The sequence below is a fragment of the Streptomyces aurantiacus genome, from assembly GCF_001418335.1.
Classification (GTDB): Bacteria; Actinomycetota; Actinomycetes; order Streptomycetales; family Streptomycetaceae; genus Streptomyces; species Streptomyces aurantiacus.
In genome coordinates this window covers 1-11,219 of the sequence record NZ_LIPP01000409.1, presented here as the reverse complement: position 1 = coordinate 11,219, position 11,219 = coordinate 1, and the positions used below count along the sequence as shown (strand labels likewise).

The 11,219-nt window shown below is 72.4% G+C and carries 12 protein-coding genes; 7 read left to right on the top strand and 5 right to left on the bottom strand.

What is annotated here, in order from left to right; translation table 11 throughout:
- Positions 1-1,079, bottom strand: a 1,079-nt coding sequence (locus AOK01_RS37075) for a beta-ketoacyl [acyl carrier protein] synthase domain-containing protein (protein ID WP_169800177.1), incomplete at its 3' end; no start/stop codon positions are given.
- 288 nt (positions 1,080-1,367) lie between these two features.
- Positions 1,368-2,378 carry an AraC family transcriptional regulator gene (locus AOK01_RS37070; protein WP_245702577.1) on the bottom strand — a complete coding sequence of 337 codons (1,011 nt, stop codon included), beginning with the start codon at positions 2,376-2,378 and terminating at the stop codon, positions 1,368-1,370.
- Positions 2,379-2,592: 214 nt separating this feature from the next.
- Here AOK01_RS37070 and AOK01_RS37065 point away from each other — a divergent pair, with 214 nt between their 5' ends.
- On the top strand, positions 2,593-3,471 hold the full coding sequence (locus AOK01_RS37065) for an enoyl-CoA hydratase/isomerase family protein (protein ID WP_245702576.1): 879 nt from the start codon (positions 2,593-2,595) through the stop codon (positions 3,469-3,471).
- Positions 3,472-3,525: 54 nt separating this feature from the next.
- Here AOK01_RS37065 and AOK01_RS37060 read toward each other — a convergent pair whose 3' ends face one another.
- Both AOK01_RS37060 and AOK01_RS37055 read right to left on the bottom strand, forming a co-directional pair.
- Positions 3,526-4,290, bottom strand: coding sequence for a DUF6766 family protein (locus tag AOK01_RS37060; RefSeq protein ID WP_245702575.1), 765 nt, complete (start codon positions 4,288-4,290; stop codon positions 3,526-3,528).
- An 83-nt stretch (positions 4,291-4,373) separates the two neighbouring features.
- Entirely contained in the window at positions 4,374-4,793 is a 420-nt protein-coding gene (locus tag AOK01_RS37055; RefSeq protein WP_063792929.1) for a hypothetical protein, read from the bottom strand.
- Positions 4,794-5,146: 353 nt separating this feature from the next.
- On the opposite strand from AOK01_RS37055, the gene AOK01_RS37050 reads away from it, so the two are divergent.
- From AOK01_RS37050 to AOK01_RS37045, 3 genes are all read left to right on the top strand, one after another.
- Entirely contained in the window at positions 5,147-5,473 is a 327-nt protein-coding gene (locus AOK01_RS37050; RefSeq protein ID WP_055519534.1) for a hypothetical protein, read from the top strand.
- 94 nt (positions 5,474-5,567) lie between these two features.
- Positions 5,568-5,765, top strand: coding sequence for a hypothetical protein (locus tag AOK01_RS42150; protein WP_079104065.1), 198 nt, complete (start codon positions 5,568-5,570; stop codon positions 5,763-5,765).
- A gap of 31 nt (positions 5,766-5,796) precedes the next feature.
- The gene (locus tag AOK01_RS37045) at positions 5,797-6,123 is read left to right on the top strand and encodes a hypothetical protein (RefSeq protein ID WP_055519528.1); all 327 of its coding nucleotides are present in this window, start codon (positions 5,797-5,799) and stop codon (positions 6,121-6,123) included.
- A gap of 129 nt (positions 6,124-6,252) precedes the next feature.
- Here the strand turns inward: AOK01_RS37045 and AOK01_RS37040 are convergent, their stop codons facing one another.
- Entirely contained in the window at positions 6,253-7,224 is a 972-nt protein-coding gene (locus tag AOK01_RS37040) for a polysaccharide pyruvyl transferase family protein (protein WP_342671090.1), read from the bottom strand.
- Between the two features lie 312 nt (positions 7,225-7,536).
- Between AOK01_RS37040 and AOK01_RS37035 the strand changes: the two genes are divergently transcribed.
- Genes AOK01_RS37035 through AOK01_RS37025 form a run of 3 tightly spaced genes read left to right on the top strand, consistent with a single transcriptional unit; the run spans position 7,537 to position 11,179 of the window.
- Entirely contained in the window at positions 7,537-8,523 is a 987-nt protein-coding gene (locus AOK01_RS37035; protein WP_055519530.1) for an NAD-dependent epimerase/dehydratase family protein, read from the top strand.
- A gap of 11 nt (positions 8,524-8,534) precedes the next feature.
- Positions 8,535-10,169, top strand: a complete 1,635-nt coding sequence (locus AOK01_RS37030) for a carbamoyltransferase family protein (protein ID WP_055519527.1) — start codon at positions 8,535-8,537, stop codon at positions 10,167-10,169.
- The gene (locus AOK01_RS37025) at positions 10,166-11,179 is read left to right on the top strand and encodes a glycosyltransferase family 2 protein (RefSeq protein ID WP_055519525.1); all 1,014 of its coding nucleotides are present in this window, start codon (positions 10,166-10,168) and stop codon (positions 11,177-11,179) included. The genes AOK01_RS37030 and AOK01_RS37025 overlap by 4 nt, the downstream gene beginning before the upstream one ends.
- Positions 11,180-11,219 lie beyond the last annotated feature (40 nt).

Sequence of the window (11,219 nt, the reverse complement as noted above, 5' to 3'; positions counted from 1 at the left end):
TCGGTGTGGCCGATGTTCGTCTTCACCGAACCCAGCGCGCAGCGGTCGCGGCCCTTGCCGTAGACCGCGGCCACCGCGGCGAACTCGATCGGATCGCCCACCGCCGTACCCGGGCCGTGCGCCTCCACCATCCCGACGTCCCCGGCCTCGACGCCCGCGCGCTCCAGCGCCAGGCGGTACAGGTCGATCTGCGCGGGCTCCGAGGGCGCGCTCAGCCGGGTGCCCCGGCCGTTCTGGTTGACGGCGGTGCCGCGCAGCACAGCGAGGACGCGGTCCCCGGCCCGTACCGCGTCCGAAAGGCGCTTGAGGACGACCACGCCGCAGCCCTCTCCGCGTACGTAGCCGTCGGCGGCGGCATCGAAGGCGTGGCAGCGGCCGGTCGGGGAGAACACGCCCCACAGCGCGGGAGCGATGACGCCCTCCGGCCCCAGGGTCAGCATGGCCGCGCCGGCCAGCGCGACGTCCGACTCGCCGGTGCGCAGGCTCTGGCAGGCGGTGTGCACGGCGACCAGGCCGGACGCGCACGCGCTCTCGATGACGACCTGGGGACCCCGCAGGTTCAGCATGAAGCCCACGCGCCCGGGGCCGATGCTGTCGAAGCCGGTGTACATCGCGTAGGCGTTGACCTCTTCCAGCGGTCGCTGCACGCGCAGCATGTAGTCCTTCTGGTAGATCCCGAAGAACATGCCCGTCGGGGTGCCCGACAGCCGCTGGGCCGGGATGCCGGCGTGCTCGATCGCCTCCCAGGCCACTTCGGACAGCAACCGGTGCTCCGGGTCCACCCAGGGCGCTTCATCGGCGTTGATGCCGAAGAACTCCGGCTCGTACGCGTAGACGTCGTCATCGAGGAAGCAGCCGTGCCGCAGCCGGTCCGCGACCTGGGCGGGGAGGCCGGCCAGCTCCGCCTGCTCCCAGCGCTCACCGGGCACCTCCCGCACCGTCTCCCGACGGGCCATCAACAGGCGCCACAGCGAGGTGAGGGAGCTGACCTCGCCGGGGAACCGGCAGGCCGCTCCGACGACCGCGATCGGCTCGTCCCGGCCCGCTCCGGGCTCCTCGATGTCAGGTTGCGCATGCATGGGTGTTCCGTCCTTCACCACGAGAAAGCCGGGAGGCGGCCGCATGTCGGGCCCGCTCTCCGCCACGCCGTCGGACCGATCTGGCGAGCAGGGTCATTTCGGCATGCGGCCGGACGTACGCCAAGGACGTGCGGGCTTGGAGTGGGAGCGCGTTGGGGAACGCCAACGCCTCAACGCGCCAGGTTCAACCGGTTGGCCGGGCGCTTGAAGGATCATCGGCGGCGGGAGCGGTGGGATTGTCACGCGCGGCGGTCGGCTCGGGCGGTCGGGCGGTCGGGTGCCGCACCCTCACCGGGACGGTCGGGCCCCGTCGAGGTCTCGGTCCCGGACATGGTCACGGACGTGGTCGCGGATGCCGGCCCGGTAGCGGCCGGGCGGCTGGGAGCGGTCGCGGCTGAACGCGCGGCTGAAGGCGTAGACCGATGTGTATCCGACGGAGTGGGCGATGCTCTCAAGCGAGTCGTCCGTGTCGCGGAGCCGGCGTGCGGCGAGATCCATCCGCCACTGCGTCAGGTACGCGCCGGGGCTCTGGCCGACGACGGCGAGGAAGCGCCGCGACAGAGTCGCCCGGGACACGGCGAGCTCGGCCGCGAGCAGTTCGGTCGTCCAGGCGCGGGCGGGCTGCTGGTGGAGCTTGGTGAGCGCTTGCGCCATGAGGGCGTCGCGGAGGGCGCCGAGCCACGAGGGCCGCGAGGGGTCGGGTGCGGTCGCGAGCCATACGCGCAGCAGTTGGACGAGCAGGATGTCGATCAGGCTGTTGAGGACGACGGCCGTGCCGATCCGGGGGTGCGCGAGTTCCCGGGACAGGAGCCGGACGGTGTCGTCCAGACAGTTGCCGCCCTTGTCCGCACGGATGTGGACGACGTCGGGCAGCAGCGTCAGGACCTGCGTCGACACCGCCGGGTCGTGCTCGTACGACGCGGCCAGGACGTGGGTCCGGACGGGGCCCGAGCCGAAGCGCAGGACACCGCCTTCGTTCCGAGCGGTCTCGGCGTCGGTCAGGTCGCAGGAGGAGACCGACGCGGCGGGCTCACCGGACAGGCTGTGCGCGGTCCCCGTCGGCAGGAGGACGACGTCGCCCGGCATGAGCTGCCTCGGGGGTTCGCCGGGAAGGCCGAGCCAGGCGGTCCCCGCGCCCACGGCGTAGAAGACCGCGTCCGCGTTCTCGGCCCAGCGCACGCCCCATGCCTCCCCGGCCTCGATCCGCGCCCCGAGGGTGCCGCGCACACCGGAGACCGCGAGCACGTCCGCGAGCAGGTCCATGCCCGTGACCCGTTCCGGGTCCGTGACCAGTTCCATGTCCGTCAGCGTACTCGGGCATCGGCCCGACCCATATCCGTACGGTGCCGGGCGACGTCCTCGATGACACAGCGGGATATCGATCTGCGCCAAGCAGGCATCGACGGTGGCATGCGGTGCTTCGTACGGTCTTTCCAAGGGCACGGCGGGCGGTGTCGAACAGTGCACCTCGCCTGCCGTTCAGCCGGCCTTTCACAGGATCAGGAGACTCTTCATGACCACTTCCATGACCACCGATGACAGCAGGCGGTTCGGTGACTTCACCGCGCTTCGGGTCGAGGTCGAGGCGGGCGTCGCCCACCTGACCATCGACAACCCGCCGGTCAACACGCTGGATGTCCTACTGATCACCGAGTTGGGCCGGTTCTTCGACGCGGTGAGCCAGGACGAGCGGGTGCGGGTGGTCGTCCTGCAGAGCGCCGACCCGGAGTTCTTCTCCGCGCACGCGGATGTCAACTTCATGTTCGATCCCGAGTCGCTCATGCGCCTGGCCGCCGCCGACGGCGATCCGTCGCTCAACCCGTTGCAGCAGATGAACGAGCGCCTGCGCACGCTGCCGCAGGTGACGATCGCCAAGCTCGCCGGGCGCCTGCGTGCCGGCGGCAGCGAGCTGGCGATGGCGGCCGACATGCGCTTCGCCGCCAAAGGGCGGACGTGGCTGTCCCAGCCGGAGACACGGATGGGGATCTTCCCCGGCGGCGGCGGGACCCAGTACCTGACGCGGCTGATGGGCCGCGCGCGGGCGGTCGAGGTCATTCTCGGTGCCGAGCTGTTCGACGCCGAACTGGCCGAGCGCTACGGCTGGATCAACCGCGCGCTGCCGCCCGAGGAGCTGGACGGATTCGTCGACGCGCTGGCCCGGCGCATCGCCGCGCTGCCGCCGGGTGTGGCCGCCGCGGCCATGGAAGCCGTCGACGCGGCGGAGGCTGGCGGGCCGGTGCCGAGGCTGAGCGAGGAGAGCACGGCACACGGCAAGGTCTACCCGTCGCCGGATGCGGTGGTGGACCGTATGCGTACGGCGATGCGGGCCGGAGTCCAGACACGGGAGGGCGAGGTCGACCTGGAGGGACTGCTCGACCGGGTCTCCTACTGACGGCATCAGGGACTGGAGGCTGCCGACGATCTCCGGATCGCTCATCCAGGTCGCTCATCCCTCGACGTTGGTGGAGCCGTGCGGAGTTCCCACAGGCTTGGATTCCGGGGAGCCGCGCTGGCGCAGGTAGACGGAGAGGACGGCCATGGAGGCGACGGCCAGGAGCTCGGACTGCCAGTTCTGCAGGCTGCGGCTCCAGAACTCCGCAGACAGGAGGTACTGCGGCCAGCCGATGGGAGCCTGGAGCTGCCTCAGCTGTTCCTCGTTGTAGGCGGCGACGCCCGCGACGGACTGGGCCAGCCAGGACAGCAGGAAGAGCCCGGCCATGACCAGGCCGAGCGAGCGCGAGAACACCGCCTGGCGCACCCCGCCGATACCGGCCCAGCGCGGCGAGTGAGGACCGGCGTGCTCTCCCATCCGCTGCTCCTCGTCCGATTCGGGGCCGGCCTTGTCCATCTCTTTCGATTCGGGCGAGCCGCGCTGGAGCAGCCAGACGGTGGCGAAGATGTACAGGAAGAACTGCAGGTACTCCGACTGCCAGTTCTCCGTCACGTCCACGGCGAAGTCGGAGGACGCGAGGTAGTCGAGAAAGCCGACCTGCGCGAGCCCGTCCGTGGCGAGCTCGTTGTTGAACTCCGCACACCCCGCGACCGCCTGCCCCGCGAGAGCGAGCAGGAACGCGATGCCGAAGCCGAGGCTTATGCCGTTGTCCCGAAGGAAGCGGCGGAACCGGTGGAAGCGGCGGGTGCCGTGTCGGCTCGCGGTGCCGCCGTCGTCCTCGGCCGGTGTGTCGCGCGCGGGCCGAGCGGCGGCGTTCATCGGTGCATCAGTCCCACCACGGTGAAGTAGGCCAGGCCACCCAGTACTACCGTCAGACAGAGAGTGAACATGGTGCGCATGGGTCAGCTTCCTTCGACCGAGCACTGATAGGGCAGGCCGGGGCGTGGCCGGCACCCGGCGGCCACGACCTTCCAGCCGTCGGGGAACCGCGACAGGAACAGCGTGTCCGAGGCGAGCACGACACGCGCCTGTCGCCCGTACACGTCCACACCGCGGACCGCGCCGCCCGCCGGAAGGTCCTGCGAGCCGATGGCGTCGACGCACGCCTTCTTCTCCGATTCCTCCACCTCACTGCGCGTCTGCGGGGCCAGAGCCGCACACAGGGCCGCCAGGTCGCCGCGGCCCAGGGCGTCTTCGAGGGCCTCGGCCGCGGCGGACGCGTCCGCGCCGCGCTCCCCGGCCGTGCCGCAGGCGGTAAGACCCAGCGGGAGCACGCACAGGGCGATGAGCACCCCTGCGATGCGCCGACGTCGTCCGCTCACAGTGGTCTCTTTTCCGGCAGGTGCACGTCCTGCCTCATGGTGGTCGCCGTGTACCCGAAACGCCGCCGGACACGCCTCCTTCCCGCGAGGTCCGTCCTGACTTCCCACGAGGTTCGCGCTGACTTCCCAAGAGGTCCGCGGTGAAAGAGGCCGTGGGGCGTCGGCGGATGCCCCGGGTGGTCGGCCGCTCATCCGTCTGGACGCTGTGCGCGCGCACAACTTCGGGGCCCCGCATCAGATGGAGTCGACGCGTTCCGGGTTCCGGACGGGCAGCACAGGCCGGCGGGTACGCGGCGCGTCGGTGGGAAAGCCGTGTGGTCGACAGGGCCGCGCCGATCGGGAAGGAGAGCGTCATGCCGCAGGGTTCCAGCGCGAAACGGGAGCGCCAGTACGAGCACATCAGGGAGGGCGCCGAGAAGCGCGGCACCTCCACGGGCCGGGCGAAGGAGATCGCGGCCCGCACGGTCAACAAGGAGCGCGCCCGCTCCGGCGAATCCGCGACGGCGAGCAGGACGTCCACCCGGGACAAGAAGTCCGCCCCGCAGCGCGGCGGCCAGCGGTCGAACGGCGGTTCGCAGGGGCGCACGAAGGACCAGCTGTACGCGGAGGCGAAGAAGCGCAACGTCGAGGGCCGTTCGTCGATGAACAAGCAGGAACTGACCAAGGCCCTCGGGCACTGACCGAGCGGACCGCAGCGGACTTGGCCGGGTGTTTCGTGCGGGCTCCGCCGGGCACCCGGCGGGCGAACCGGACCATGCGTGAGGAGCGAGCACGATGTCGAACCCTCAGCAACCCGAACAGCGGCGCAGCGACAAGGGCGGGGCAACCTCCCAGGACAGCGCCGAACTCAAAGCACGGCAGCCGGGCACGTCCCGTGGCGGTGGCCGGGCCCACGGAACGGACAAGGGCGGCAGGAAGGGCGGCGGTCGCGGCGGCGGGACCCCGCCCGCGGAGCGCCCGGATCATCCGTGAGCGCCCACGTACAGGGAGGACGAAGAACGACATGCCTGCCGGATCGAATTCCAAGCGAGAGCGTCAGTACGAGCACATCAAGGAGGGCGCCGAGGAGCGCGGCACCTCCACGGGCCGGGCCAAGGAGATCGCCGCCCGGACGGTGAACAAGCAGCGGGCCCGCTCCGGCGAATCCGCGACCGCGAGCAAGACCTCCACCCGCGACAAGAAGTCCGCGTACGAGCGGGGCGGGGAGCGCTCGCACACCGGCTCCAAGGGGCCCACGCGCGACCAGTTGTACGAAGAGGCCAAGAAGCGCAACGTCGAGGGCCGTTCCTCGATGAACAAGCAGGCTCTGCGCAAGGCACTCGGCCGCTGACGGCTGACGGCTGACAGCCGACGGCTGGCCGCGGGCTCCGGGCTGCGGCGGCGCGCTCGCGGGCTCACAGGCTCGCGCAGGCCACCTCGTACGCCTTCCGCCCGCCCTCCGTCCCGTCGCACTCCGGAGTCATGACGCGCCCCGCACCTGCCGGGGCGCGTCGCCGCTCCGTCCGCGCATCACGCCGGCCCGGCGAGCCGCGGCGGCGGTGCCGTCCGTCGACAGGCACCAGGTCCACCAGCGGTCCAGGGAGGCGTGCGACAGCTGCTCGGCACCGAGGAGAGCGGGCCAGTGCAGTGCGCCCGCCTGGGCCGAGAGCTTGGCACCACCGCGTACCGGATCGACGGCGAGGACGGGCGTGCCCGCGCGGAGCGCGAGCACCAGGCCGTGCAGGCGGGTGGTCAGCACGAGATCGAAGCCGCCGACGAGCGCCATGAACTGTTCGGCCGTGGAGCAGAGCCGCCAGTCGTCCACGGCCAGCCTGGTGTCCGTCTCCACGCGGGCGCAGTCCTTCGTGTGGATCCACCCCGTCAGGGTTTCGGCGACGTGCCCGTGGGACCGCCGGGCGCCGTACTCGCCCTGGCCGTGCGTCAGCACCACGCCGACGACCGGCGGGGCGGCTCCGAGTGGCGCGGACGCCGCGAGATCCAGCTGCGCCGCGGTGCCGTCACCGTCCCGTGCGAGGACCTGGTCGAAGCCGGTGACGGCGGGGTCGCCCGCGTCCACGACACTGACGCCCACGGCGATCCGGCGGCACCGGGCGAACCGCGTGTGAAGGTCGGTGAGCTGCCTCCCGTGCAGCGGGCCGCACGCGAAGACGACCGTGCCGTACCGCGCGGGATCGGCCGCCTCCAGGGGCCTGGCCCCCGGCCGGAAACCCGGGCTCCAGGCGGTGTCGTGCGCCAGTCCCGCCCGGTCGAGCGCCGCCGACACCTGCCGCTGGGCGAGCAGGTCCCCTGCGGTCACTTCTCCGTCGACGAAACTGAACCAGCCGGTCAGCAGAATGCGGCCCGGAACGCGGCCCGGAACGCGGCCGGGATGCTTGCCGGGATGCTCCGGCGCGAGCGTCCGTAACAGTTCGGCGGAGAGTCCGGCCAGCACCCTGGTTACTCCTTCCGGGTATGAACGGCCCACGCTCCCCATGGCCCGCTTGGGTGGGTACCCGGTTTCGCGGAAGCAAACAAGATTCGATGTGTGAAACCAACCGCCCCGGGCACTCAGCTGCCCGTACCGCCGAACCACGGCGGTCACGTGTTCGAGAAGCGCGTACGGAGGCGCTCCGACGGGCGCGAGGCCATCGGAAGCCCGCGCCCGGGATGCCCCGGGCAGCCGCCTCGACCGGTCCGCGGTGACCGGTCCGGCCCCCGGTGCGACGCCTCCTCCCAGCGGACGAAAGGCCGTCTCATGACCCCCATGACGACACGACCTCCATGGCGCCGCGCCGCTGTCACCGGCGGCGCCGGATTCCTCGGCTCCCACCTGTGCGAGCGGCTGCTGGATTCGGGAGTCGAAGTCGACTGCGCGGACAACCTGCTGTCCGGCTCCACCCGCAACATCGCGCATCTCATGGGGCGGCCCGGCTTCCGGTTCCTGCAGTGCGACCTCTCCGCGGACGACGTGCGGGGTGAGCTGAACGGCCCGTACGACCTCGTCCTGCACTTCGCCTGCCCCGCCTCGCCCGTCGACTACCTGCGTCACCCGCTGGAGACCATGGACGTCGGCAGCCTGGGCACCCGCAACGCGCTGGCGGTGGCGCACCGCGACGGCGCGCGTTTCCTCCTCGCCTCCACCTCCGAGGTGTACGGCGACCCGTTGGTCCACCCGCAGCGGGAGGACTACTGGGGCAACGTCAACCCGGTCGGGCCGCGCAGCGTCTACGACGAGTCGAAGCGGTTCGCCGAGGCCCTGGTCACCGCACACGTCGGCGCCCGGGGGATGGACGCCGGCATCGTACGGATATTCAACACCTACGGTCCGCGGATGCGGGCCCACGACGGACGCGCCGTGCCCACCTTCGTCTGCCAGGCCCTGGCCGGAGAGCCGCTGACCGTCGCGGGCGACGGCAGCCAGACCCGTTCCCTGTGCTACGTCGACGACACCGTCGAGGGCGTCCTGCTGGTCGCGGCCAGCCACGCGGTCCGCCCGGTGAACATCGGCGGCGGCGACGAGGTCACCGTCGCGGAGATCGCCCGCCGCGTGATCGCACTGACCGGCTCGCACTCCACGCTGACCTTCGTGGAACGCCCCGTGGACGACCCCGAGCGCCGTCGGCCCGACACCGCCCTGGCCAGGGAACTCCTCGGCTGGGAGCCCCGGGTGGAGTGGGAGGAAGGCATCAAGCGGACCATCGCCTACTTCTCCTCGCTGCCCGAGTCCGTTCCCCAGACCCAGCGGATCTGACGGAGGTCCCCATGCGCGTCCTCGGAATCAACGCCTTGTTCCACGACCCCGCCGCCGCCCTGGTCATCGACGGGCAGATCGTCGCGGCGGCGGAGGAGGAGCGGTTCAGCCGCCGCAAGCACGGCAAACGCCCGCTGCCGTTCTCCGCATGGGAACTGCCGGAACTCAGCGCCCGCTGGTGCCTGGAGCAGGCCGGACTGCGCCCCGCCGACCTGGACGCCGTCGCCTACTCCTACGACCCCACGCTCGCCCGCCCCGCCGAACAGATGGGGCTCGACGACCCCTTCGACCACCTGCGCCAGGACTACGCCCGCCGGGCACCGGCGTTCCTCGCCGAGGCCCTGCCCGGCCTCGACCCGGAGAAGGTCCGCTTCGTCGCCCACCACGTCGCGCACGCGGCGTCCGCCGGCCAGGCATCCCCGTACCCGGACTGCGCGGTCCTCGTGCTCGACGGCCGCGGCGAGTGCGGCTCCCACCTCGGCGGCCGGTACGTGGACCGCGAGCTGACCGTTCTCGCGGCCCAGGAACTGCCCGACTCCCTCGGCCTGTTCTACGAGGACCTGACCGAGCACCTCGGCTTCCTGCGCAGCAGCGACGAGTTCAAGGTGATGGCCCTGGCGTCGTACGGAACCCCCCGCTTCAAGGACCGGCTGCGGGAGTACGTCCACGCCGACGGTGCGGGCGGCTTCCGGGCCAGGCCCGTGCCCTGGGCGTCGCTGGTGCCCGGCAGGGAGCCCGGAGCGCCCTGGTCGCGGGAGCACGCGGACGTCGCGGCGAGCGCCCAGGCCTGCCTGGAGGACGTCATGCTCGAACTGGCCGGGTGGCTGCACCGCCGTACGGGCGAGGACGTACTGACCCTGGCCGGCGGCGTCGCACTCAACTGCGTGGCCAACACGCGGCTGCACCGCGAGAGCCCCTTCCGGCGGATCTGGGTGCAGCCGGCCGCAGGCGACGCCGGGACGGCCCTCGGCGCCGCCCTGCACGTAGCCAACGAAAAGGAACCCGTGGCGGCCATGGAGAGCGCGGCCCTCGGCCGTGGCTGGAGCGACGAGGAACTGCGCGGCTGGCTGGAGAGGGCCGCCGTCGCCTACGAGGAACCCGAGGACATCGCCGAGACCGTCGCCGAGGAGCTGAGCCGCGACGGCGTGGTCGCCTGGTTCCAGGGGCGCGCCGAGTTCGGGCCGCGGGCACTGGGCCACCGCTCGCTGCTGGCCCATCCGGGCCGCGCCGAGAACCTGGAGCGGCTCAACGCGGTCAAGGGACGTGAGGAATTCCGCCCCGTGGCGCCGATGGTGCTGGAGGAACGCGCCGCCGAACTGTTCGACGGCCCCCTGCCCAGCCCGTACATGCTGTTCGTGCACGAAGTGGCCGAGGAGTGGCGCGAACGGATCCCCGCCGTCGTCCACGTCGACGGGACCGCCCGCATCCAGACGGTGGCCTCCGCCGACGAGCCGCTGGTGGCCCGCATGCTCGGGGCGTTCGAGCGGCGTACCGGACTGCCCGTCGTCGTGAACACCAGCCTCAACACGGCGGGCCGGCCCATGGTCGACGATCCCCGCGACGCCCTGGAGTGCTTCGGCTCGGCCCCCGTCGACCTGCTGGTCCTCGGGCCGTTCGCGGTACGGCGCGCGAAGGCCCGCTCATGACCGCCCCCGAACCGCACCCGGTGGCCGAGCCGTACGCGGTGGTCGTCCCCACCATCGGCCGCCCGTGCCTGAGCGACTGCCTGCGGGCGCTGGCCGCCACCGCCGGACCACCGCCGGCGGAGGTCGTCGTGGTGGACGACCGCCCGGCGCCCGACGGCGAACTCCCCCTCGAAGCAGCCGGGGAGCTCCGCCCGCGCATACGCGTCCTGGCCACCGGAGGCCGCGGCCCGGCCGCGGCCCGCAACACCGGACTGCGCGCGGTTGCCGCGCCCTGGGTGGTCTTCCTCGACGACGACGTACAGGTGCTGCCCGACTGGGGCACCGAACTCGCCGCGGACCTCGCGGCGGCCGACGCCCGGACCGGCGGCGTACAGGGCCGGCTCACGGTGCCGCTGCCCACCGACCGCAGGCCCACGGACTGGGAGAGGGGCACGGCGGGCCTGGAGACGGCGGCCTGGGCGACGGCCGACATGGCGTACCGGGCGCTCGCGCTCAAGGAGGCGGGCGGCTTCGACGAGAGGTTCCGCCGCGCGTTCCGCGAGGACGCCGACCTCGCCCTGCGCGTCATGGCCGCCGGCTGGACACTCGTACGGGGCCGGCGCGTCACCCGGCACCCGGTCCGCCCCGCCGACCGGTGGGCCTCCCTACGCGCCCAGCGCGGCAACGCCGACGACGTCCTCATGAACCGCCTGCACGGCGCCGACTGGTGGGGCCGCGCCCGCGCGCCCCGCGGACGGCTGCCCGCCCACCTCGCCGTCACCGGCCTGGCACTCGCCGCCACCGCCCTCGCCGCCTGCGGCAGGCGCCGGGCGGCAGGACTCGCCGGCGCGCTGTGGGCCCTGGGCACCGCCGAGTTCGCCCACGCGCGGATCGCCCCAGGACCCCGCACCCGGCAGGAGGTCGTCACCATGGCGCTCACCAGCGCGGCCATCCCACCGCTCGCCGTACGGCACTGGCTCACCGGCCAGGTCACCCACCGCGCGGCCCGGCCACTCGGACGCACCCGATGACCGGCACCGCCAGGTCGCCCGCCCCTGCCTCTCATACACA